Genomic DNA, 23,225 nt, shown 5'->3' with positions numbered 1-23,225 from the left:
TGATCGTCCTCACTAAAAGTCCAGATTAGCGGAAGTCCGCAGAATCGACATAACTTGGTGTACTTCCTTGGCGAGTTGCCAAGCTTTATCAAAGGCATTCCGATCCTGACCGGTAATTGCCTTGGCAAAGTAAGCAGCCTCCGCTTCCATTGGATTATCCAGCTTTTTGGTACTTAAAACCTGATCGTCAAGTTTAATCGTCTCAAGTTCCGCTGCATTATCCATCGTCAGGGTCTGCCTGCCGGAATAAATCTCCGATGGCAGCGAACTATTGGTCGTTTTGCCGGTGATTAATGTAACAGAAAAGTCACCATAATCCAACCGCGCTACACCATCACCATCAACGCCGCTTTTAAGAAAATGCGGCAGGTAAACGGCATTGTCAGGAACCCCGAACCACGCAACGGCATCGTAAACCAGATAAATGCCCAGATCCATTAAGGCACCGCCTGCGAACTCGGGGTTGAAAACATTCGGTAATTTGCCAGCCAAAAAAGCATCATATTTGGACGAATACTTCATATACGTGAGGGTCGCGCCATCGATTTGCTGGCGGTGGGTGAAGTCGTTGACAACCTGGAAGTTATGCTCATAGACGTGGCGCGCAGCTTCAAAAAGATACAGTTGTGGCTTTTTGCGCAACGCTTCATCTAATTTTTCAAATTCCATGGCTGTTGCAACTAATGGCTTTTCAACAATCACGTGCTTATCGGCGTCAAGTGCCGCCAACGCTTGCGAGGCGTGCAGACTATTAGGACTGGCAATATACACCACATCCACATCGCTGCCCAGAAAATCGTCCATCTTCGTATACGCCGTTGCAGGTGCCGTCTGGTCGATGAATGACTGGGCACTTTCTTCGTGTCGCGAATAAACTGCCGTCAGCTCAAAGGCATTGGTGGCCTTTGCTGCAGCCACGAATTGCTTGGTGATCCATCCTGTTCCGATCACGCCGAGTTTCAACATGGCACATCCTCCTTCAAACATGATCACAGCCGCATTCATCCGCGACTGTGCACGTTCTTTTTTGATTCAACCATGGCCTAAATTAAAGGTCATCAGAACCGCTCATGATTATTGTAACAGCCCAGTAACAGAAAAACAGCACCACTGTAACCACTAAATAAAAATCTCATGGTAGACTAAGCATAGATAAAAATGGGAGGTCGAAAACATGGCGAGTTTTTTACGCGGGTTGAAATCTGCACTCGCGCACCGCGGTCATCATCACAAGGATAAGGGCAAAGCACCGAATCCGGCAATGGCATTGGCAAAGAACTTCACGGGAAGCTTTGCTTTTCTTGATGAACAGACCAACAAGACCCACTCGCTAGCGATCTCGCCGCAGCTGCAGATCGCAATCGACAATAAAATCCTGCCAGGGCAAGTGGTCGGGATTACCATTAACGAGCTGACATTTCTTGATCATTATGGGTACAAACTGGTCATCACAGCAGACGACAATGGCCCACAGACCATTTATGACGAAGCTGAAGACGCCACCTATGCCATTATTATTCCAAGTGCGTGACAAGCAACAACTATTCGCTGGCGCAGAAGCCGATTTACGCTAATACCCAAAAAAGTGCCGATCCATTGCGGACCGGCACTTTTTGCTGTCTTTTTGTGATGGCCTACTCAAGCTTGGCCAACGCTGCTTTGGGAACCTGTGAACGTGAGATGCTTTCCCAACTGGTGACGCCTTTTTTATCATTATAGGTGACTTTCAGAAACGCATTTTTTCTTAACGGACGATCTCGATTCGCATTAAACTTCAACTGTTGTAAGCCGCCTCGCTCGTCAAAGCCAGGCAGATCGTAAGCATAAATCGTGTGCTTGTTGCCTTCATTATCACGATTGGTGACTCGCTGACCAGTGTTGGTAATTTTTGTGTAGTACGTGGTGCCGCCATAATTGGTGATTTCAAAAATCTTTAAACCGCCAAAAACGAGTACAACCAGCACGACCAGGCCGATCAGTACTTTTTTCATCCTGTTCACCTCGCTATTAGTATGGCCCAATATGCCACAATCGAGGATAGTTTCGGCGAACATTTAACGAACAGTTTTGTTAGATCAGCGTGTTTTGCGAATGGTCAGGATGATTGCGCAATTGAGCGCCTATTGCGCCAGTCGCAAAAATCTGCTTCGCTTTCCCATAAATACGGCAGCGCGATAAGTTGCTTGCGGTCCGTTGGGGATACGGGCACCTGCAGTATATTGCCAAAAGTTGCCCTTTTGCGCCGGCTGTTTGTCGCTCACGAACCACCGTGGTGCTTGAGGTGCAACCGTTTTGACTTTTCCCAAAATATCAGGGCTTCCCATCAATAATACCGGCCGATGATATTGCTGCTGAATGGTCGTTATAAACGCATTCAAATGCTGAGTCAGCCATGCAGCACTCGGCTTTCGCTCACTGTAATAACTTAAATAAATGCCGATGGGAAGATCGCCAATATTTGATCCGACTTTTCGCTCGAACTGAACTGCTTGGGCTTGTGGTGTGGTTTCAAAACTGAAAACATGATAGACGCCAATGCTTAACCGACTGCCGGTCGCCTGGTTAAAATTCGTATTGAAATTGTCATCAAAATAGCTGCTGCCTTCCGTCGCTTTGAGATAAACAAAGCTGACTTTACTGGCGCGTAAACGATCAAAATCCTGAACCCCGTCTGTCTGGTCCAACCGCACGCCCAAAATGGGGTATGTTGACGGATCCGGTCGCGGATTGCGCTGCAACCACCATCCTACCAGCAACAAGACAACCAGTATGCCACCGGCGACGAATAACCACCGATGCCACCGATGGCGATAAGTATCTGCATAAATGACCCGCCGACTTCGCAAAAAAATCCTCCCTTATCGCCGCACCCCTTTTTAAAGGCAAACGGTCGCGTTGATTGGTCCTATTGTAACAAAGTCAAACGTTTTTCGGATAATAGGGTTAGAAAATTCTTGCCCATGAACATACAAAATGCAATTTTTACTACGGTAACCCGGTATTTTACGGCGCATGCTAAAACCCCGATTCAGCGCTTTATCAATATCGCAACAATCCTCACCATAAAGCTTACTGTCGCTGAGCCGTCCTGATTGTCTTTCCACTAACCGTGCTTTAGAATTAGCTTGTGATGATAATGGTTAGGGTCAGCCGCCATTATTAATCTGGATACATTTGGAAAGGAGCGACGCCAATGCTTGATGATCGGCTTTTAGGAACCACCTTTATTTTGCCAACCTCGGCGCGACAAGGCGAGATAACGCTGTATGGGATTCATTATCATTATCGCGTCAATGATGATGCTGCGGCTGGCGATTTGGTTGTTGTGAATGCGGTTTCACCTTTGTTCCTCGGCGTCGTTAAACCGGAACATCGCTTAAAATATTAAGCCTTAGAGCAGTTTTGACTCATGGGGGGTCTTGTATATGAATGTTGTTCTTATTTCAATCGCAGTGATTGTTTTAGTCATTGTCATCGCTGTGCTTTTCACCAGCGTTGCCATTATCCATACTGGTGAAGTTGGCATCGTCGAGCGACTTGGTAAGTATGTGGCAACGCTGCAGCCTGGTTTTCATGTGGTACCGCCGTTTATCTATCGCATCACCGAAATTGTCAACATGAAGCAGATTCCGTTAAAAGTTGACGAGCAGGAAGTCATCACAAAAGATAACGTTGTCGTGCGGATTTCCGAAACACTTAAGTATCACATTACCGATGTCAACGCCTATGTTTACCAAAACAAAGATTCCGTCCTTTCAATGGTTCAGGATACCCGGGCCAATTTGCGTGGGATTATCGGTAATATGGATCTGAACGATGTTTTAAACGGCACCGAGACCATTAACCAAACCTTGTTTCAGCAAATTGCTGAAACAACTGCCGGTTATGGCTTGAATGTCGACCGGGTCAACATTGATTCCATTCAGGTAGATGCCACGATTCAGGATTCCATGAACAAACTACTCCGGGCTTCACGGGAAAAGGAAGCTAACATCATGGAAGCAGAAGGCCACAAGCAAGCAGCGATTGCCAAAGCTGAAGGTGAAAAGCAGGCAGCCATTTTGGAAGCCGAAGCCAATAAGCAAACCCAGATTCTCCAAGCTCAGGGCCACGCGGAAAGTCAACGGTTAATCGCTGCTGCCGTTAAGGATCAAATCAACTCAATCAATGCCGGGTTGATCGACAATGGCGATTTATATTTGAAGTATAAAAATGTTGAAGCCATCGAAGCCTTGGCTAAAGGCACGGCCAACACGGTTGTTTTGCCAAGCACGGCTATTGATTCATTAGGCACTTTGCCGGCGTTAGGCAAGTTGTTTAACCAAACGTCTGATGCGAAAGATACGAAAGAAAATTAAGTCTTTTAAGTCGAATCGCACAAGTTGCCCTTCGACTTTTTAGTTCTGGGTAAATTTAACGCCATCAGAGCACCCCGAATTTTTAACCACTTTGACCTACGTTATGTTGGTAACAGCCCCTTCACTTTCGCAACCAGGTCAAACAGCGTAGTATTGATTTTAATAAACCCGTTATTCGTCGGGTATTTTGAGGTGAGTCCATGTATCAACTCTTAACCGATTCTTGTTGTGATCTTCCTTATCAGACATTGCATGATCATCACGTCGATTTCGTTTCGATGCACTTTACGATTGATGGTGTGGAATACGAAGACGATCTTGGCGAAGATCACTATGATATCAACGCCTTTTATCAGCAGCTCAAGCAGAATGTCATGCCGACCACGACGCAGGTTAACGTCGGGCAGTTTGTTGACTTTTTCACGCCTTACGTCAAGGCGAAAACGCCCATTCTCTACATTGGCTTTTCCAGCGGCCTGAGCGGAACTTTCAACTCGGCCACCCAAGCGCGAGCCATGTTGCTGGAAAAGTATCCGGACGCCCAGATTTACTTGGTTGACACTTTGGCCGCGTGTGCCGGTGAAGGCCAGTTTGTCCTTGATGCCATTGATAAACGCGATGTCGGCATGCCGATCGATGAATTAGCAAAATGGCTAACCGATCACCGACTTGACTATCGGATGTGGTTCACAGTTGACAAGCTTGATTTTCTTTACCATGGCGGCCGAGTTTCCCGAACGTCGGCAGCATTGGGCACCATGTTGAATATCAAGCCGGTGATGGATGTTGATACTGAAGGAAAGCTACGCGTCGTTCGAAAAGTTCGCGCCCGCAAACGTTCACTCATCGACTTGGCTAACGAAACCTTAAAAGCCATTCAGGAAAATCCGCAGCACCGCGTCATTATTTCCACGTCCGGTGATCAAGAGGCAGCCAACTTTATCAAAGATCGACTTCACGAAGCGTCGCCAGAAACACCCCTGCAAATCGGCAACATCGGTCCGACGATTGCCAGCCACACCGGCTTCGGCTGTGTCGCGGTTTTCTCGATGGCAACGGAAGATCGGCAGTAATGATCGGTAACACCAACCGTCACATATGCTTGTGTTTTAAAAAAAAACGCCACAATACCTCTCTAGCAATTTCACCAATTGGAAATCTGAAAATGCCATATTTTTAAACAAGGAGGTTACTCGTTATGGCGACACGACGCGCAATGCCAGAAGATATACCGCATCTATTACCACTTGTCCAAGGCTATTATCACGACAGCCCAGTACCGCTAACGATCGATTCACCGGCAATGGCCGCACATCTCGAACGTTTGCGTGACGACCCTGGGCTTGGTTATTTGTTAGTCGCAGAACACAATGAGCAGTTGGCTGGTTTTGCCATTTTATATCGCAGCTTTGATACGCGAACGTTAAAACCGGTGCTCATCATCAACGACGTCTATGTTGCACCCAAGTTTCGGCGCCGCGGACTGGCGCGGCAACTCATGGCCGCAGCATTTGAGCTGGCAGCCGATGAGGGCTTTGCGAGTGCCAACTGGCAGACCCGCACCAGCAACCTAGGCGCCCAGCATCTATATGACCAGATCGGTGAACGGGAAACCGGATGGCTGCATTATCATCATGCAATTCCTGACACATAGAAAAAAGGCCGGCTCTTGTCATCAGTGATGAGAGCCGGCCTTTTTTTGTCAATTATGTTTCATTTAAAACACTTTCGTTTGAAAATCAACGATGCCAGATCGTCAATCGCTTCTGTGGCTGCCGATACATGCCATCTTGCGGTTGTACATGGAAAGCCTGGTACCACGCCGGAAAGTTCTGGACTGGCACATTCACGCGTAACGCAGCCGGCGCATGGACATCCTGACGTAACAGCGTTTTAACTCGCTCTGGCCGCATTTTGGTAGCCCATGAACGGGCATAGGTCGTGAAAAATGCCTGCAGATCCTTGGCGTCAGGATGTTCGCCAAGCAAAGCCAACGCGACATCCATCCCTGCGTTATCCGCCATGTTTTCACTCACTGTCAGCTTGCCATTAACCTTAACACCTTCATACGTCCGCCCATCAAATTGCGCCGCCATCGCTTTAACCAGTTGATTGAAAGCCTGCTTATCGGCTGGCGTCCACCAGTTGTGCAGATTCCCGTACTCATCATACAGCGCTCCATTATTATCGAATGAATGTGAAATCTCATGGCCAATGGTCACGCCAGTACCGCCAAGATTCTGTGCTTTTGTCCAATTAAGCGCGTAATAAGGCGGCTGCAAAATCCCGGCCGGAAATGTGATGTCATTTTTCAATGGGTCATAACTGGCATTCACCAGATGGCCTGGCATGTTCCACTCATTGCGATCTACCGGTTGGCCTACCTGCTTAAACCAAAATTGCTGTGTCTGGCTGCTTAACTTAAGAATGGCTGTCAGTAAATCGTCATCGGCATCTACCGTCAAGTGGTCATACAGTGAAAAGAGCTGATCGGGGTATCCCATCTTCACCTTCATGGTGGCCAACTTGCGGATCGCTTTTTGCTTGGTCGTCGAACTCAGCCAGGTATTGTTCTCGAGTTGAACGCGGTACTGCGCAAGAATCTGTTCGACTATCGCGGTGATATCTGCCTTTGCATCGGCACCAAAATAAGTTTGACCGTAATATTGACCGATCACATCGTCAAAATATTCGTTGGCAATGCCAAAAGCATGCTTGGTCCATGATGACGCCTCAGGCTGCCCCGCCAAGAAACGATCGTATTGTCCGGCGAGCTGCCGTAGATCATCGCTTAGGTAAGTTGCGCAAGACAACAATTCGTTGATCACCATCCACGCATGCCACTCGGGATAATTGTCGGCCGTGATAAGTGTTGGTAGGTTCGGCACGTAATTCGGGACCACGGCATTAACCTTGGTCGGCGTTTGCGGCATTAAATCCGCAAAGGCCTGGGGGATACCCAAGAATCCGGCAGCTTCCTCAAATGCTTGCCACGTCATCGGATTGTCAAAGGTACTATCCACGGCTAAATCAACATTATCCGGCACATCCGCTGCCAAGCGTCGGTCAAACCGCTTAGCCGCTTCAACATAATCTTTTTGGTCACTTTCACTGAAACCTGCAGCTCCCAACATGGCCGTCGCCATTTTCGACCAGGCTGCTAGATCAGCGGCGTTTTCCGCATCACCATTACGATACATCGCAGCATCAGGCAAAATCGTATCCGGACCACTCAGATTTAAAATATTGTGCTCAGCATCATGCATATCGGCATCGATATACGACGTCACCGGCAACACGTATTGTTCGGCTATCAGCGTCGCCATCGCTGCCCGAAACTGATCTAAGGTTTTAAGCTTTACCAGTGTCTGGACGCGCGTGCGCACAGGATCAATCCCCAACTGCTGCCGCTTGGCTTTGTCATCAGCCTTTGCGAATAACCGGGCGGCATACCGTAACGGCGACACGGTGTCACTTCCTGTCAACGCCATCTTTCTTAAATCGGCCACCAGCTTCGTGCGAATCTCGTCCGATAAATCACTATCCGCACTAACAACGCTCTTATCTGGTGGAATCTGCGTTTTCTCTTGCCACGCGCCGTTAATCGCCATGTACAAATCATCCTGAATCCGTGGTAAAGCCATTGAAATCCCCTCGTTTCTTGATCGTAAGTTTAGCATAGGTTTAAACACAAGGAGCGTCAATCACTTGCACATCACGCTTGGAACCACTATGTTGAAAATAAGCAAATAGTGAGGGTGATTAAATGACATTAGAAAAATACCGTTTCGACGGAACTGGCACGTTTGACATTAAGGCATTCGCCACGGCACCACCAGATGAATTTAAGAACAAAAAGGACAAAATCAAGGAAGATATCGAGCATAACATCAAGACACTGTCGAAGGTGCAAGAACATCTAGCCGCGCAGAAGCAATACAGCGTTCTCATTATTTTTCAAGGGATGGATGCAGCCGGGAAAGACAGCATGATTGAGCACGTGATGTCCGGAATTAATCCCCAAGGAACAACGGTTGTGTCGTTCAAGGTGCCTACTGAATTGGAATTAAGCCATGACTTTTTGTGGCGCATTCATAACGCCTTCCCGGCTGGCGGCGAGTTAACGGTTTTCAATCGATCGCAATATGAAGAGGTGCTCGTCGATCGAGTTCACCCAGAACTACTACTGAAAGAAAATCTTCCCGGTATCGATTCGGTTTCCGATGTGCATGACGACTTGTGGACAGAACGCTTTGATGACATTAAGGCACTCGAAGCATACGCACGCCGCAACGGCATCTTACTTTTAAAGTTTTTCCTGCATATTTCCAAAGCCGAGCAAAAAGACCGCTTCCTCAAGCGCATCGAAATTCCGGAGAAAAACTGGAAGTTCTCACTGGCCGATATTCGCGAACGGCGCTATTGGGACGACTATCAAAAGGCTTACCAAGAGGCCATTCAGCACACTGCCACCAAGAAAAATCCGTGGTACATTATTCCGTCTGATGACAAATGGTACTCACGCTTGGCGGTTTCGCAGATTATCAATCGCGAAGTGACCGCCCTGCCGCTTAAGTATCCGGTCATCTCGGAAGCGCAAAAGCAGGGGCTGGTTCAGGCCGTGGCTGATTTAAGAGATTAGATTTATTTTATTTGAAACTGTTTTAAATAAAACCCCTCAACTTCATGACTTCCGAAGTTGAGGGGGTTTTATTACGTTTCACCCATGGCGTATCGTTGAATCGCAACGGCCGCGCCATCGTGATCATTATCAGGTACAACTGTTTTAATGACAGCTGACACTTGTGGCAAGGCATTGGCTAAGGTCACGCCTAACCCAGCGGCCTGCAACATAGGCAGATCATTTTCACCATCGCCCAGCGCCATCGTCTCCTGTATCGGAACGTTGTACAGCGAGCTCAGCGTTTTTAAAGCCGATTTTTTCGAAACACCATGCCGCACAATTTCCAGATAAGTTGCCTTCGACCGGCTGGCAACCAGCTGCCATTCCGGATGCGCCAAAACGATTTTCTCAGCACGATCCACTATCGCCGGATCGCCCATGCATAGCATTTTCTGCACCAATAAGTTATCACGCAACATGTCCCGTATCGGTGCGGTTGTCGGCATTATATCAGTGATTGCGTTTTCCTGATCGGTCCATTTATCAAAAGCAGCAACATACCAGTGCGTGCCGCTGAACACGTTCAAACTCAGAGGAAGCGTCGATAAAGCGTGATAGACACGAGGCCCAACCCCTTCCGGCCATGAGGTTGCCGCTAATATCCGAAGCTGCTCACCTTCTGGCTGACCAATCAAAGCACCGTTCAGACTGACCAGCGGCACTTCCAGTCCCATTTGGCGGGCCAATGCTGTCATCGCCAACGGAGGACGGGCTGACGCCAAGACGAAAATCCCACCCGCATCAACATAAGCCTGAATTGCCTGTTTAACCCCCGCCGTCAGCTGATGTTGCGAATTCAGCAACGTGCCATCAATATCACTCAAAATCAAACGATAGCGCAAGAAAAAATCTCCCTTCCCGATCAGGATGAACCGAACATTTTCAAAAAGGTAACCGGAAACATCGCACCCTCATCATTTCAAGCGGCAACTGACCTTGTCAAGCGCTATCTGCTATTCGCCGCTGGATGTAACGGATCATTCAGCGCAGGAATGCTCTCCCGAACCGTAAAGGCAAAGCCTAATGCTGCCAAAAGAATCAACCCCGTCGCACTGACGAAGAGCAGGCGATAACTGCTAGTTCCCTCAATAATCATCGCGCCCAACAGCGGTCCCAGAGCCCGGCCCGCGGAGGCAAATCCCTGAATCAATCCTTGATAACGGCCTTGTTGCCCAAGCGGCGTAAACAACGTCACATAAGTCGAAACCGCCGGCAACGCCAGAACTTCTCCTACCGTCAAAACGATCATCGCAACAATGAACGTCGGGTAGGCACCAGAACCATTCAATAAAATTAAAAACGATCCGGCAAACAAGATAAAGCCAACGACCAAGCGTAACCGAATATGTTTCAACAACCAGCGATCAAATGCTGTCAAAATCGGCTGGAACAACACAATCAATAACGCGTTGATGGTCCATAAGAAACTGTAATCCTTAATCGTGAGCCCTTCACTTAGCATAAAGGCAGAAATGTTACTTTGCCACTGCTCGTACATCAACCACGTCACAAATAGTGTCACCATCAACATCACCAGACGTGGCCGCGCCGGATTCCGGCCTTCTTGGGTCACCTGCTTGGCAGACGCCGTGATCGTCACCTTTTCAATGCGATAGTGCCACAGTGCGACTACCAAAAAGATGGCAAATAAACCGGCTGCCAACGCAAAGACCATGGCAATGCCATAAGGTAAAACAAAGCCGACAATCAGAGTACCGATAACAAGGCCAAGGTTTGACGTAAAATAGAGCACATTAAACACAACACTCGGGCGCTTGTCCCGAATGCGCGTCGCATAAGAATTGATGGCTGTGGCTGTCACCCCGCTGCCTAAACCGGAGATGACTAACAGCAACGGATATGCCGGCCACCCATGAAAGAATATCAGCAAAGCGGTTGCGCCAAGATTCAAGCCGATCCCGGCCAAAATGGTGCCATAAGGTTGCCAATGATCAAACAGCCAGCCGCCGAGACTATTGCCCACAACCATAAACATCGAATTCAAAAACAAAACGATGCCAGCCACGGTCAGCGACTCACCCAAATATTCATGCATGTAAATCGTTGTTAACGGCCAAATCAGGCTAATACCCGTATTGGTAATCAGTGATCCCAAAAATAACCACTTCATGGCCAAGGTCTTATGTTGCACAATACTCCCCCATTTCATGTCACTGCTACTGATGATAATGGAAACGAGCGGAAAATGGCAACACGAATGAGCAAATATTTAGGTGGTTATCATGATTTGCCCAAAAATCTTAGGCAATAAGTTCCCGGCCGTGCCAAACTCCGCAATCTCCGGCCAGCTGGGGCTGGAACGTGGTGGGCACGACTTAGAGCCTCTGCAAAACCGGCAGAGTCTCTAAGCTCGGCCTTGTACTACGCCGGGAAGATCGCCCGGCTAGTACAATTTTCACCACTGAGCCCCATCTGGCCTACGATTGCTCCGCCTTGGCACTCATATCTTAAATAACGCCATCATATTACCTCAGGGAAATAAAAGGTGAATATACTCATCATTGCAGAGTATGTTCACCTTTTTTATTGTGACAAGGCTTTATGAACCAGCCTCTTGTTTGTTAACATATCTTCCAAACAACTTGCCAGAAGCAATCGTACTATCTGATCATTTTAGTCGCGTGCTTTACGCCACCAAATCATACCCGCCGTGGTCAAAATGAGCACGACACCGAGTATCACAAGTCCGTTAACCACTTTTTCGCCTGCATGTGGCATCACGTTGTTGTCTCCGCGAACTTTGTTAGGCGACTTTTTATCGGTAAAGGCCACTTTCTTTTGCTGCCCGGCTCCGGTATCTTGAGTTTCCAATCCGGTTGCGGCCGTTTTTAGCACTTGGACCGCATGATCAATGACAGGTTGCGTCGCATTTTTATCAGCAAGAACCTGTTTGGCCGCAGCTAATGCCGCTTCCAGTTTTGTCCAGGTACTGTTGGTGTATCGCTTAGCATCGTATGCCAGGACTTGGTCAATCAGTTGCTGTAAAGCATCTTTATTGATTTTGACATTAGCTTTAACAAGCCCGGTAATGGCTGTCTGCAGTGTTTGCGCTGCTTGGTCTACCGCGGCTTGCGTAGCCTCCTGATCCGTCAAAACCTGATTAGCAGCAGCCAGCGCGACTTGGTATTTACCCCAAGAATCACTGGTGTAATCATTGGCGGCATAGGCGGCGCCCTGGTTCACGAGTGACTGAAGCGCGGTTTTATCGACTTTCGCGGCTTGCAGCGGTTCAATTGTCACCTGTGCATCTTCAATCCCCGGCAAGCCCGTGGTCAGGGTCAGTTGTTGCGCCTTTACTGTTAACGGAATCGTGAAGTTGAATTTACCGCCGGCACCGACATCAGCCGTGGCGACAACATGCCCTTGATCGTCTTTAACCGTCAGCGGCTCGCCGGTTTGCCAGTTACTATCCACAACCGTGCCCGACACAGTTGCGGTCTTTTTCGCTTGGTCATAAGCCACGTTATCGACCCGCACCTGTTTGGTTTCGAGTTGTGCGGCAGTTAAAAGCCCCAACTTACGCTTCAATGACAAAATCCGGAAAACATGCTGATCAATCGCCTGTTCCGAAAGCTGGCCATTGGTGACAGCTTGGTGAATTTGCGGAATGGCCGTCGCATAATCATCGTTCATAATGCAGTCATTGCCGGCTGCTACCGCCAGAACGTCAACCGGAACGTTGTTATGGCTGGCCGCAAATTTAGTAATCGCGCCCATCCCCAACGCATCCGTAATGATCAACCCTTTGTAACCGAGTTTATCACGCAGAAGGTCAGTAACAACGCTCTTGGAAAGTGATGCCGGATAAACCGGATCAACGGATTGCATCACAATATGGGCAATCATAATTGAATCAACGCCAGCATCAATGCCTGCTTTAAAGGGCAGAAGATCCTCTTTTTCAAATGCTTCTTCCGATTTTGTCACAACAGCAAAATCAGTATGGGTGTCAACTGCCGAACCATAACCCGGAAAATGCTTAACGGTCGCTGCAATGCCGGTATTTTGCCATGCAGGAACAACCTGTGAAATATAATCTGCTGTTGCCGTATAATCCTGACCGATCGTGCGTGGATAAATGAAACTATCGGTATCAGCCGTGCTGTCAGCGACCGGTGCATAATTCCAGTTAATGCCTAAATTCTTAAGTATCGTACCAACCTGCTGCGCTTCCTGGGTCACTTTTGCCATACCGCCTTCAGCAAATAAGGTTTGTGGTGACGGAAAAGCACGCCCATTCGCAATCAACGGATTCTGACTCAATCGCGAAACACTGCCGCCTTCTTGGTCAACGCCGATCAGTAACGGTAACTTAGCACTATCCTGAAAGCTCTGCAGTTTGTTCTTAAAGGCTGTTTGTGCCGCCTCCGGTGTTGATCCTTCCACGCTCGTGAAATCAGCACCGTAAACGATTAAGCCTCCAAGATGATACTTCGCCACATCGGCACGTGCCTGCGCTGTGTCTTGCGGTGTCCGTGAAACAAACATCTGCCCGATTTTCTCATCAAGCGACATCTTGGAAATGTACTGGTTCAGTTCCGCGTCGCTAATCGGTTGGTCACCAGCAGCATGAGCGACTGAAGCACTTGAAGATAGACCAATTGATCCTAAAAGTAAGACGCCACATCCAAGTATGGACGCCACCCGTTTGCCAAACTTCTTCATGAAAGTCCTTCTCCTTCCACAAATCTCCCAAAAAATACTTAACATCATATTCTTTATCAGGTGAGATGACTGCCAAGCGCTAATAACTGGTAGACTTGACAGTGCACTAAATCCGGTTGTCTAGAGAATCATTAAGCACAGGCTCATTCTTTTCGGAAACTAGCAATTCCTAGTCATTTCTATTACTATACCGAAAGTTGAAACGTTATTAATATTTTGTTATCCCCTCCCATTTAGTTTGCAAATACCAGCCATTAACGACAGTGTAAGCGTATGCGCCATTGCTGATGGTGTCAAGCAATAATTGATTTAGAACTATTTAATTTTTAATGATAAGATAAGGCAATCACTATTAAAAAAGCCAATCTCAGATTGACGATTTTCGTCACTAAGATTGGCTTTCGCAAATACTTATGCGTTAAATACTTTATAAAAAACCTTACACCCGAAATTAATCGAGCGTCAAAGCCGTAATGCTCTCAATATGCTGCGTCTGAGGAAACATGTCCACCGGCTGCGTTTGCTTGGCGGTGTAACCGAATCCTGCCAACAATTGCAAATCCCGCGCCAATGTTGCGGGATTGCAAGAAACGTAAACGATCTTCGGCGGCTTCATGTAACCCACCGCATCAATGAAGCTCTTGTCCAAACCTTTACGCGGCGGGTCAACCATCAGGACGTCTACCGGCAAGTCAGCGTCTTTCCATTTCTGAATCACATCTTCGGCCTTGCCAACTTCAAACGTCACATTTTTAATATGGTTTCGCGCGGCATTTGCCTGAGCATCGCGCACCGCTGATTCAACCACTTCAACGCCATAAACGTGTTTGGCATGACGCGCCATGGTGAGCGAAATGGTGCCGATACCGGAATAAGCATCAATGACAGTTTCTTTACCGGTCAATCCCGCGGCTTCAATGGCTTGGGTGTAGAGTACTTCGGTTTGAACCGGATTCACCTGATAAAAGCTAACCGGCGAAATCTGAAATTCGCTGCCTAATAGTTTATCCAAAAGATAATCCTGACCATAAATCGTTTTTGACTTGCGGCCAAGGATGACATTAGTCCGTTTATCGTTTAAATTCACCACAACGCTTGTGACTTCCGGCAACGCCAACGTAATTTCTTCGACAATATCTTTCAGGTGTGGCACCTGCCATGTGCGCGATACCAAAACGATCATCATCTGGCGCGTGGCGTGACCGCGGCGAACCATGATGTTCCGAATAACGCCGCGGTTGGTCCGCTCATCGTATGCTGGCACCTTGTATTTTCGTAAAAGATCCCGAACAACCACAATGGCGTGGTCAATTTTAGGATCCTGAATCAGAAAATCTTCAATTGGCACCAGATCATGGCTGTGTTTTTTATAAAAACCGGTTTGCAATTCACCGTTGACCATGCGGACCGGCACCTGCGCTTTGTTGCGATAACCGAGTGGATGCTTCATGCCAATGGTGGGCAAAACATCAATCGCTAAGCGGGCTTTTTTATAAAGTTCTTCGATTTGGCGCTGTTTGAACTTCAGTTGCGCCGGATAAGCCAAAATCGACAGCGGCGCAATCCCTGTGCGAATATAAGCACCGTCTGCGCCCGCGACTCGATCAGGCGAATCGGTTAAACGTTTGACCACCTTGGCAAAGCCGTATTGTTTTTGAACTTTCAGCACGTGCACCTGCATTTTTTCGCCAGGTAAAGCATCTTCGATAAACAGTGGAAAGCCAGCGACTTTTGCGACGCCCATGCCTTCATAAGTGAGATCCTGAATGGTAACTTCCAGATCCTGATTCTTGGTAACAGCTGGTTGGGCCAAATTAGTCATCCTTTTCATCTTGTGAGCCGATTTGACCATCACCATCAATATCACGATGCGAGATCGATTCGACTTCTGCCATGTAATCCTTTTGCTTCTGCGCATCCGTCCCAAGATTCTTGGTTGGGATTTCATCCAGATTAGCATACATCGCAATATGTTGCTTCAAATTAACAAATGTCATCGGGGCATCGCCGCCATATTCACCATCTAGGTTGATTTTAAGCGTTTCATTGCCGCCGGTTTTGACTTTCAGTTTTCTGGTCTTGGTGTAAATAATGTTTGGGTCATCAACATGCCGCCCGCCGTTGAACACCAACGCCATCAGCTTCAGCAAATTCGCCATATTCGCCGTTTTGACGATAATCAGGGAAAATTTACCGTCACCCAAAGCAGCGTCAGGCACAATCTGTTCAAAGCCGCCAACCGAATTGGTCAAACCGAGAAAGAACATGCTGGCCGGACCTTCGTAAACGCCGCCATCATATTCCAGCTTCATCGGCATCGTCCGAACAGCCGGCAGCATTTCCGCTCCTTTGATCACATAAGCAAAATAGCCAAAAATCGATTTAACTTCAGACGGCACTGAATAGGTAAGCTCACTTAATAAGCCGCCTGCCGCGATGTTCATGAAGTAGTGATGGTTTGCCTGACCAATGTCCATCGCCAGCGTCTGCCCTTTTAAAATCACCCGTGCCGCTTCAACCGGATTATCCCGGGAAATTCGTAGTGCCCGGGCATAGTCATTGGTGGTGCCAGCGGGAATGATCGCCATCTTCGGTCGCTTCTTGGCCGGGGCGATGCCATTGACAACTTCATTAATCGTCCCATCCCCACCGGCCGCGACAATCAGTTCAAAACCGGCTTCCGTGGCGCGTTTTGCTTCTTCGCGAGCGGAAAAAGGCTTCGGCGTTGTCTGGAACGTCGAGCTTTCATAACCTGCTTGCTCCATGATATCTAAAATGTCAGGAACGAAACGCTTTAGCCCTTCGTTGCCGGAGGTAGGGTTGTAAATCAAACGCGCTCGTTTTCTCATGGCTTATTGACTCTCCTTCAGTGCACAAGTTAACGCGCAATGCTGCGAACTTGTGGGTTCTCTTTATTCGGTTGGTGCATGTCCAAATCTGATAGCGACAAAAAATTTTAGCTTAGCCTAAACCGGAAAAACGGCGGCCCCGTGATTCACTCCGGACCGCCGTCAATCTTTACCAATTGTATGCTTACTTGCTAATGGTTCACAAGTACTGAAACGAATTAGCGCTTCTTGATCTCTGCCATCAGAATTTGGTTGACGACTTTAGGATTGGCCTGACCATGCGTTTGTTTCATGATCTGACCCACAAGAAAGCCAATTGCCCGGTCCTTACCAGCTTTAAAGTCATCAATACTTTGCTGGTTATCATCCAACACTGCTGTGATAATCGGGGTTAGTTTAGCCGGATCAGACAGTTGAATCAAGCCTTTTTCGCGAACCCAATGATCAGGATCGGTATCATGTTGGATAATTTCTTTGAAGACTTTCTTAGCCATCTTGCTGGAAATCGTACCGTCACCGATTAACTTGATCATCCCTGCCAAATGCTCTGGAGTCAGCGCAACTTGGCCTAGCTCCATATGCTTGGCATTCAGATAGCCGGATACTTCGCCCATCAGCCAGTTAGACGCCTGCTTGGCATCAGCACCTTGCACCACGGTGGCTTCAAAGAAGTCTGACATTTCCTTGGTCTGGGTCAAAACGCCGGCATCATATGCTGGAATGCCCCAGTCTTGGATGTAATGCTCACGCCGTTCTGCCGGTGGTTGTGGCAACGATGCCTGAACCTCGTCAATCCACTGTTGTGATACCGTGACAGGCGGTAAATCCGGTTCCGGGAAGTACCGATAATCATCGGCGCCTTCTTTGACCCGCATCAAAATGGTCTCTTTTGTATCCGGATCCCAACGGCGGGTTTCCTGACGCACTTCACCACCACTAAGCAACACCGACTGCTGGCGCTTTTCTTCAAATGCCAGCCCATCGCGAACATGAACAAAGGAGTTCAGGTTCTTGATTTCGGTTTTAGTGCCAAGATGTTTTTGCCCGATTGGCCGAATGGAGAGGTTGGTGTCAACACGCATGGAACCTTCTTCCATTTTAACATCGGAAGCACCGGTAAACTGCACAATCTGGCGAAGCGTTTCAAGATAGGCATACGCTTCTTCTGGACTGGTGATATCCGGCTTGGAGACGATTTCGACCAGCGGCGTGCCTTGCCGGTTCAAGTCAACATAGGAATAGCCGTCGTCTTCATGCTGGTTTTTACCGGCATCTTCTTCAACGTGCAGTTCCGCAATGCCGATTTTTTTCTTCTTGCCATTGACTTCAATTTCAACCCAACCGTTTGTCCCAAGCGGTTTCTCACTTTGGGTAATCTGATACGCTTTTGGGTTATCCGGATAAAAATAGTTCTTCCGATCAAAATGCGTCTCGCGGGTCACATCCGCGTGCAATGCTAAGGCGACCATAATGCCAAGTTGGTAAGCGCCGCGGTTAATACTCGGCAAGACACCCGGGAAGCCCCAATCGATGACATTCGTTTCGGTATTAGGTTCCTGACCATAAGTCACCGGCGCTGGCGAGAACATTTTTGACTTGGTTTTTAATTCAACGTGGACTTCAAGTCCGATTGTCGTTTCAAAATTCATCTTATTTGCCTCCCGGGATCTGTGCTAAGTAGTCGTTTTGTGCTTCAAACGCTGCGGCAACTTGGAAGATCGTGCTTTCGGCAAACGGTTTGCCAATGAGTTGCAACCCAACCGGCATCCCATCAACGAAGCCCGCCGGTACGGAGGCTGCCGGTAAGCCGGCTAAATTAACCGGGATTGTCAAAATATCATTCATGTACATCGTGACCGGATCGGTAACTTTTTCGCCAATTTTAAAGGCGACGGTTGGTGTTGTCGGTCCGATAATTAAATCATAATCATTAAAGACAGCTTCAAAATCACGGGTAATCAAAGTCCGTACTTGGCCGGCTTTTTTGAAGTAAGCATCGTAAAAACCGGCAGATAGACTAAAGGTTCCCAACATAATTCGCCGCTTAACTTCAGGTCCAAAACCTTCAGAACGGGAACGAACATAAACGTCTTCGATATTGTGGACGTCCTTGGCGCGGAACCCATAACGAATCCCGTCAAATCGCTGCAAGTTCGAACTAGCTTCAGAACTGGCGATGATGTAATAAGCCGGAACAGCGTATTGGGTGTGCGGCAGTGAAACTTCCGTCACCGTGGCGCCCAAGTCTTCAAGCTGATTGGCCGCCGCTTTGATCTTGTCGGCAACTGCCGGATCGACCCCTTTACCTAAGTATTCCTTAGGCAACGCAATCTTCATGCCTTTGATCGCCTGACCAATCTTTTCGGTATAGTCAGGAACCGGTGTGTCAGCGGTCGTACTATCCCGTTCGTCGTGGCCAGCAATCACATTCAGAACCTGCGCCGCGTCTTTAACGTTACGAGTCAGCGTCCCAATCTGATCAAGACTCGAACTGAAAGCAATAAGCCCCCACCGGGAAACCCGGCCGTATGTCGGCTTGAACCCGACAATCCCGTTAAAAGCGGCCGGTTGACGAATCGAGCCACCGGTATCACTACCCAAAGCAGCAACCACTTCACCAGCAGCAACAGCAGCCGCGGAACCGCCTGAAGAACCACCCGGAACGCGCGTATAATCCCACGCATTTTTGGTTGTCTTAAAAGCCGAGTTTTCGGTTGAAGAGCCCATCGCAAACTCGTCCAGATTGGTTTTTCCAACATTGATCGCACCTGCTGCTGCGAGTTTTTCGACAACGGTTGCATTATAGATCGGATTAAAGTTAGCCAGAATCTTGGAGGCTGCGGTCGTCACCACACCCTTGGTCACGATGTTGTCTTTGATGGCGATCGGAACCCCGGATAACGGTTGGTCTGCATCAATTCCGGCAGCATCCACAGCAGCTGCCTGCTTTTTGGCTCCGTCTGCATTGATGGCAAGAAAAGCCGCAACATCCGGGTCGATTTTGTCAATGCCGGCTAATGTCTCGTCAACTAATTGCTGACTGGTTAACTTACCAGTCAGCAACTGTTCATGAAGCTGATCGAGACTGGTCTTAAAGTAATCCACGCGTTAATCGTCCTCCTTATCAATAATCGCCGGCACTTGAATCAAGGTACCCTTCTTGGTCGGAACATTCTTGAGCAATTCGGCAACCGGTTCCGCTGGCTTGGCAACATCCGGACGCATTACGTTCTCCAGATGAATACTTTGCGTGGTGACCGGTACATCTTCGGTCGAAACCTGCTCCAACTGTTCGACCATATCCAGAATCTCCGCAAGTTGATCGGTGTACTTCTCCAAATCAGCTTCAGAAAATTGCAGCTTGGCCAGACCGGCCACATGCGCAACACTGTCTTTAGAAATCATGCAATCCCCGCTTTCATTTTCTTTTTCATTCGTAGTTTACCATAAGATTGCCTCAATAACTCCCAAATACATGAGTATAAAAGCCTTTGTCACCGGAACTGCGCGAAACAAACGCCTGGATGCCTTGCGTACTTTGAATGGTAATTTCAATCGGCACGCCTGAAGGAAGGTATTTGCTGGCAGCAGTTGAAATATACTGGGTAAAGCTCTGAATTTCGGTCAACCCATAGAACTGGGTATTAACGGTGATATTCAGGCCAGCCAAGTTGCCATCTTCATAATGTGCCTGAGCAGTAATCCCCGCTAAAGTCGGGAAGAACCCTTTTACCTGATTCGTAAAACTGGAAAAGTCATTCGAAACGGTACTGTTAATCGCCTTATGATCGCCGACTACCGGTAAAACCTCATTTTGCTGATTAAGTTTCTTCCATGAACCGATATCGGTGCCACTCTTACTGGTAGCATGTTCGACATAAACACCGCCGACTAGACTATCCTGTTCCGCATTTTTATAAATGCCGACCACAATTGGAATATCATCCGGTACTTTTTCCATGTCGCGTAAGCGGGCGACGACTTTTGCCGCAATCGCTTCGCCTTGTTTCTTGATGGTTTCATCGGAGATTTCTGTCTGATATTGGGCGCCATATTCCGTCTTGGTATAATAGTCGACCTTGTTCATCCCTAACGCAATCGCGATCCCGCCTAACTTCATGCTATTGCCATCTTGCAGCATGAAATCCTGTTCAAGAATTTGTTGCAAATAAATCGGGTTACGGGTATCAGGATCCTTTTTCCCATTATCAGGCGGATTTAGGCCTTCAGCATTGGATTTTGATTCACGTTTCAGCCAGCTTCTGGCAGTGGCGGTGCTCAAGAGCTGCCCTTCTTCAAAAGAATACTTATCAGTCGGGAACTGGTTCTTGGCTAACGTCTGCAAGCCACTTTCCATACTCTTGATATTGAAGGTGTTGTCGCCTTGGTCATTTTGCTGCAGCGTCAAACCACGTGCACTGCTCGTCTGATAACGGCCGTTCTTGATAACCCCTTGATACATACTGTTATCAACTGTCCCCGTTGTCTGGTAGCTTCCTGTTTTAGTGCCGCCTGTACTGCTGCTATTACTGTCTAGATTCAACTTGCCACACGCTGCTAACAGCATAATCGCACCGGTCAGTAAGGTTAACGTCAAAAATTTCTTCATTGATGAAGTTCCTCAATTCTTCAAGTTCGCCAACAATTCTGTTTCATCCATAGTCGGAACATTTAATTTCTGGGCCTTCGTCAGCTTACTGCCAGCTGCTTCACCGACAATCACCAAATCCGTTTTCTTTGAAACCGATCCGGTAACTTTGGCGCCTAATTTTTCAAGCTGTTTCGTCAGATCCGGGCGGGAAAACTCGGCAAATTTACCTGTGATGACCACGGTTTTCCCGGAAACAAAGCTATCTTTTACCGCCGGCTGCGTCGGACCGGTATAACGTAGGTTGACCCCTGCAGAACGCAATTGATCGATCAGCTTTCGTACCGTATCAGTCTTGAAATAGGTCACAACGGCTTCGGCAATAGTCGGCCCAATATTAGGAATCTCCGCAATGTCTTCCTGACTGGCAGCCATCAGGTGGTCCAAATCGCCAAAATGTTCCGCAAGAATTCGCGCGGCTTTCCCGCCAACGTGACGAATCCCCAATCCAAAGATTAGGCGTTCCACGGAATTTTGCCGACTGTTATGAATCGCACTTAATAAATTATTAATTGATTTTTCTTTGAATTTGTCCAGCTGAGCCAGATCGGTTGCAGTCAGGCGGTAGAGATCGGCGACATCCCGCACTAGGTGTTTGGCCTGCAGCTGCGCAATGATTTTAGGACCCAAGCCGTCAATGTTCATGGCGTTACGCGAAGCAAAATGCGTCAGCTGCTCCTGCATTTGTGCCGGACACATCGGATTAATGCACCGCAACGCCACTTCATCATCGAGGTGCACTAGTTTCTGACCGCACGACGGACATTTTTCCGGAATCGGTGTCGGTGGCGTATTCGCCGGGCGTTTGGCAACCAGCACCCGCGAAACTTCCGGAATAATGTCGCCGGCCTTATGCAGCATGACGGTATCGCCAATGCGAATGTCTTTATCATGAATCATATCCGCATTGTGTAAGGTTGCCCGCGAAACCGTTGTTCCGGCCAGCTGAACCGGATCCATCACCGCAGTCGGCGTGACGACCCCGGTTCGACCGACAGTCCAGACGATTTCATGGATTACTGTCTCGGCTTCTTCAGGCGGAAACTTATACGCAATTTCCCACCGCGGCACTTTAACCGTGTTACCTAACTGGGCTTGCAGCGCCAAGTCATTGACTTTTAAAACGATCCCATCAATTCCATACGGCAACGCATCGCGATCACTTGTGTACTTAGTAATGTACGCATCAATCGCCTGCATATCACTGGCAACTTCTGAACTGGGATTGGTGGTAAAACCCAAATCATGCATGAACGCAATCGCTTCATGTTGCGTTTTCACGTTAAACCGATCAGGATCAATCAACGTGTAAATAAACGTGTCCAGTTCCCGACCGGCCGTGACGCGCGGATTCAGCTGACGCAAGGAGCCCGCGGCCGCATTGCGCGGATTGGCGAATGGCGGATTACCTTCAGTTTCCTGCCGAGCATTCAATTTGGCAAACGCTGCTTTAGGCATATAGCATTCACCGCGTACTTCGAGTGACAGTGGCTTTTTTAAGGTTTTCGGTACCGAATCAATGGTCAACACATTCTTGGTGACGTCTTCGCCAATGTTACCATCGCCGCGCGTCGAGCCTTGGACCAATTTGCCATCTTCATAAATAAGCGATAAGGCAAGTCCGTCAATTTTTAACTCCACATTGTAATCAACCGGATGCCCAACATTAGCCTGCATGCGCGCATCCCATTCGCTAAGTTCTTCAAATGAAAAGACATCGCCCATCGACAACATAGGGATCGGATGCTGAACTTTGGCAAAATCCGAGTTGATCACATCGCCAACCTGTTGCGTCGGCGAATCGGGGGTGACCAGTTTAGGAAATGCCGCTTCTAACGCCTGCAAGTCACGATAATGATCGTCATAAACGTTATCCGTTACGGTCGGTGCGTCTTTGGTGTAATACTCCAGACGCCATTGATTTAATTGCTTGCGCAGCTTGGCGACTTCCGCCTCGGCTTCTTCAAGCGTAAATTGAGCAGCTGGTTTTGTTAACACGG

General features: G+C 48.1%; 20 protein-coding genes. 6 read left to right on the top strand and 14 right to left on the bottom strand.

What is annotated here, in order from left to right; all coding sequences use genetic code 11:
• Window positions 1-12: 12 nt before the first annotated feature.
• Window positions 13-966, bottom strand: coding sequence for a Gfo/Idh/MocA family protein (locus LACSTY_RS05080; RefSeq protein ID WP_087911912.1), 954 nt, complete (start codon window positions 964-966; stop codon window positions 13-15).
• Window positions 967-1,174: 208 nt separating this feature from the next.
• On the opposite strand from LACSTY_RS05080, the gene LACSTY_RS05075 reads away from it, so the two are divergent.
• The gene (locus LACSTY_RS05075; protein WP_087911911.1) at window positions 1,175-1,531 is read left to right on the top strand and encodes a DUF4828 domain-containing protein; all 357 of its coding nucleotides are present in this window, start codon (window positions 1,175-1,177) and stop codon (window positions 1,529-1,531) included.
• A gap of 103 nt (window positions 1,532-1,634) precedes the next feature.
• Here LACSTY_RS05075 and LACSTY_RS05070 read toward each other — a convergent pair whose 3' ends face one another.
• Window positions 1,635-1,991, bottom strand: coding sequence for a YxeA family protein (locus LACSTY_RS05070; RefSeq protein ID WP_049173017.1), 357 nt, complete (start codon window positions 1,989-1,991; stop codon window positions 1,635-1,637).
• Window positions 1,992-2,120: 129 nt separating this feature from the next.
• Complete coding sequence (locus LACSTY_RS05065; protein ID WP_087911910.1) at window positions 2,121-2,846, bottom strand: GH25 family lysozyme; 726 nt, start codon at window positions 2,844-2,846, stop codon at window positions 2,121-2,123.
• A gap of 347 nt (window positions 2,847-3,193) precedes the next feature.
• On the opposite strand from LACSTY_RS05065, the gene LACSTY_RS05060 reads away from it, so the two are divergent.
• From LACSTY_RS05060 to LACSTY_RS05045, 4 genes are all read left to right on the top strand, one after another.
• Entirely contained in the window at window positions 3,194-3,388 is a 195-nt protein-coding gene (locus LACSTY_RS05060) for a hypothetical protein (RefSeq protein WP_025012952.1), read from the top strand.
• 37 nt (window positions 3,389-3,425) lie between these two features.
• Complete coding sequence (locus LACSTY_RS05055; protein WP_049173014.1) at window positions 3,426-4,358, top strand: SPFH domain-containing protein; 933 nt, start codon at window positions 3,426-3,428, stop codon at window positions 4,356-4,358.
• 200 nt (window positions 4,359-4,558) lie between these two features.
• The gene (locus tag LACSTY_RS05050; RefSeq protein WP_087911909.1) at window positions 4,559-5,431 is read left to right on the top strand and encodes a DegV family protein; all 873 of its coding nucleotides are present in this window, start codon (window positions 4,559-4,561) and stop codon (window positions 5,429-5,431) included.
• Between the two features lie 125 nt (window positions 5,432-5,556).
• Window positions 5,557-6,012 (top strand): GNAT family N-acetyltransferase, encoded by a 456-nt coding sequence (locus tag LACSTY_RS05045; protein WP_087911908.1) that lies wholly within the window; start codon window positions 5,557-5,559, stop codon window positions 6,010-6,012.
• An 85-nt stretch (window positions 6,013-6,097) separates the two neighbouring features.
• Here LACSTY_RS05045 and LACSTY_RS05040 read toward each other — a convergent pair whose 3' ends face one another.
• On the bottom strand, window positions 6,098-8,002 hold the full coding sequence (locus tag LACSTY_RS05040; RefSeq protein ID WP_087911907.1) for a M13 family metallopeptidase: 1,905 nt from the start codon (window positions 8,000-8,002) through the stop codon (window positions 6,098-6,100).
• A 122-nt stretch (window positions 8,003-8,124) separates the two neighbouring features.
• On the opposite strand from LACSTY_RS05040, the gene LACSTY_RS05035 reads away from it, so the two are divergent.
• Window positions 8,125-9,000: a PPK2 family polyphosphate kinase gene (locus LACSTY_RS05035; protein ID WP_087911906.1), complete on the top strand. Its 876-nt coding sequence runs from the start codon at window positions 8,125-8,127 to the stop codon at window positions 8,998-9,000.
• 71 nt (window positions 9,001-9,071) lie between these two features.
• Here the strand turns inward: LACSTY_RS05035 and LACSTY_RS05030 are convergent, their stop codons facing one another.
• The 10 genes from LACSTY_RS05030 to ligA form a co-directional block, all read right to left on the bottom strand.
• Entirely contained in the window at window positions 9,072-9,884 is an 813-nt protein-coding gene (locus tag LACSTY_RS05030) for a Cof-type HAD-IIB family hydrolase (RefSeq protein ID WP_087911905.1), read from the bottom strand.
• 104 nt (window positions 9,885-9,988) lie between these two features.
• Window positions 9,989-11,212 (bottom strand): MDR family MFS transporter, encoded by a 1,224-nt coding sequence (locus LACSTY_RS05025; protein WP_225362714.1) that lies wholly within the window; start codon window positions 11,210-11,212, stop codon window positions 9,989-9,991.
• 464 nt (window positions 11,213-11,676) lie between these two features.
• Window positions 11,677-13,728 carry a glycoside hydrolase family 3 N-terminal domain-containing protein gene (locus tag LACSTY_RS05020; RefSeq protein WP_087911904.1) on the bottom strand — a complete coding sequence of 684 codons (2,052 nt, stop codon included), beginning with the start codon at window positions 13,726-13,728 and terminating at the stop codon, window positions 11,677-11,679.
• A gap of 451 nt (window positions 13,729-14,179) precedes the next feature.
• A complete protein-coding gene (gene rlmD / locus LACSTY_RS05015) occupies window positions 14,180-15,550 on the bottom strand; it encodes a 23S rRNA (uracil(1939)-C(5))-methyltransferase RlmD (protein ID WP_306390982.1) in 1,371 nt (456 codons plus the stop codon).
• Window positions 15,543-16,577, bottom strand: a complete 1,035-nt coding sequence (locus LACSTY_RS05010; protein WP_087911903.1) for a diacylglycerol kinase — start codon at window positions 16,575-16,577, stop codon at window positions 15,543-15,545. Before LACSTY_RS05010 ends, rlmD begins: the two co-directional genes overlap by 8 nt.
• Before the next feature lie 218 nt (window positions 16,578-16,795).
• Entirely contained in the window at window positions 16,796-18,226 is a 1,431-nt protein-coding gene (gatB, locus tag LACSTY_RS05005; protein ID WP_087911902.1) for an Asp-tRNA(Asn)/Glu-tRNA(Gln) amidotransferase subunit GatB, read from the bottom strand.
• Window position 18,227: 1 nt separating this feature from the next.
• Window positions 18,228-19,682, bottom strand: a complete 1,455-nt coding sequence (gene gatA / locus LACSTY_RS05000; RefSeq protein ID WP_087911901.1) for an Asp-tRNA(Asn)/Glu-tRNA(Gln) amidotransferase subunit GatA — start codon at window positions 19,680-19,682, stop codon at window positions 18,228-18,230.
• A 3-nt stretch (window positions 19,683-19,685) separates the two neighbouring features.
• On the bottom strand, window positions 19,686-19,982 hold the full coding sequence (gatC, locus tag LACSTY_RS04995; protein WP_087911900.1) for an Asp-tRNA(Asn)/Glu-tRNA(Gln) amidotransferase subunit GatC: 297 nt from the start codon (window positions 19,980-19,982) through the stop codon (window positions 19,686-19,688).
• A gap of 52 nt (window positions 19,983-20,034) precedes the next feature.
• A complete protein-coding gene (locus tag LACSTY_RS04990) occupies window positions 20,035-21,186 on the bottom strand; it encodes a CamS family sex pheromone protein (RefSeq protein ID WP_087911899.1) in 1,152 nt (383 codons plus the stop codon).
• 12 nt (window positions 21,187-21,198) lie between these two features.
• Window positions 21,199-23,223, bottom strand: a complete 2,025-nt coding sequence (ligA, locus tag LACSTY_RS04985) for an NAD-dependent DNA ligase LigA (protein ID WP_087911898.1) — start codon at window positions 23,221-23,223, stop codon at window positions 21,199-21,201.
• Window positions 23,224-23,225 lie beyond the last annotated feature (2 nt).

This window comes from Lacticaseibacillus styriensis (assembly GCF_030770295.1).
Taxonomy (GTDB): Bacteria; Bacillota; Bacilli; order Lactobacillales; family Lactobacillaceae; genus Lacticaseibacillus; species Lacticaseibacillus casei.
Note: the sequence above shows the minus strand (reverse complement) of the source record. Positions and strands in the feature narration are given on the sequence as shown.

Bases quoted from the DNA above. Each gene is read 5' to 3' on its own strand.
- LACSTY_RS05070 (WP_049173017.1), bottom strand. From the start codon at position 1,991: ATGAAAAAAGTACTGATCGGCCTGGTCGTGCTGGTTGTACTCGTTTTT.
- LACSTY_RS05025 (WP_225362714.1), bottom strand. From the start codon at position 11,212: ATGAAATGGGGGAGTATTGTGCAACATAAGACCTTGGCCATGAAGTGG.
- LACSTY_RS05040 (WP_087911907.1), bottom strand. From the start codon at position 8,002: ATGGCTTTACCACGGATTCAGGATGATTTGTACATGGCGATTAACGGC.
- LACSTY_RS05020 (WP_087911904.1), bottom strand. From the start codon at position 13,728: ATGAAGAAGTTTGGCAAACGGGTGGCGTCCATACTTGGATGTGGCGTC.
- LACSTY_RS05050 (WP_087911909.1), top strand. From the start codon at position 4,559: ATGTATCAACTCTTAACCGATTCTTGTTGTGATCTTCCTTATCAGACA.
- LACSTY_RS05075 (WP_087911911.1), top strand. From the start codon at position 1,175: ATGGCGAGTTTTTTACGCGGGTTGAAATCTGCACTCGCGCACCGCGGT.
- LACSTY_RS04990 (WP_087911899.1), bottom strand. From the start codon at position 21,186: ATGAAGAAATTTTTGACGTTAACCTTACTGACCGGTGCGATTATGCTG.
- LACSTY_RS05045 (WP_087911908.1), top strand. From the start codon at position 5,557: ATGGCGACACGACGCGCAATGCCAGAAGATATACCGCATCTATTACCA.
- gatC (WP_087911900.1), bottom strand. From the start codon at position 19,982: ATGATTTCTAAAGACAGTGTTGCGCATGTGGCCGGTCTGGCCAAGCTG.
- LACSTY_RS05010 (WP_087911903.1), bottom strand. From the start codon at position 16,577: ATGAGAAAACGAGCGCGTTTGATTTACAACCCTACCTCCGGCAACGAA.
- LACSTY_RS05035 (WP_087911906.1), top strand. From the start codon at position 8,125: ATGACATTAGAAAAATACCGTTTCGACGGAACTGGCACGTTTGACATT.
- gatB (WP_087911902.1), bottom strand. From the start codon at position 18,226: ATGAATTTTGAAACGACAATCGGACTTGAAGTCCACGTTGAATTAAAA.
- LACSTY_RS05080 (WP_087911912.1), bottom strand. From the start codon at position 966: ATGTTGAAACTCGGCGTGATCGGAACAGGATGGATCACCAAGCAATTC.
- LACSTY_RS05060 (WP_025012952.1), top strand. From the start codon at position 3,194: ATGCTTGATGATCGGCTTTTAGGAACCACCTTTATTTTGCCAACCTCG.
- LACSTY_RS05055 (WP_049173014.1), top strand. From the start codon at position 3,426: ATGAATGTTGTTCTTATTTCAATCGCAGTGATTGTTTTAGTCATTGTC.
- rlmD (WP_306390982.1), bottom strand. From the start codon at position 15,550: ATGACTAATTTGGCCCAACCAGCTGTTACCAAGAATCAGGATCTGGAA.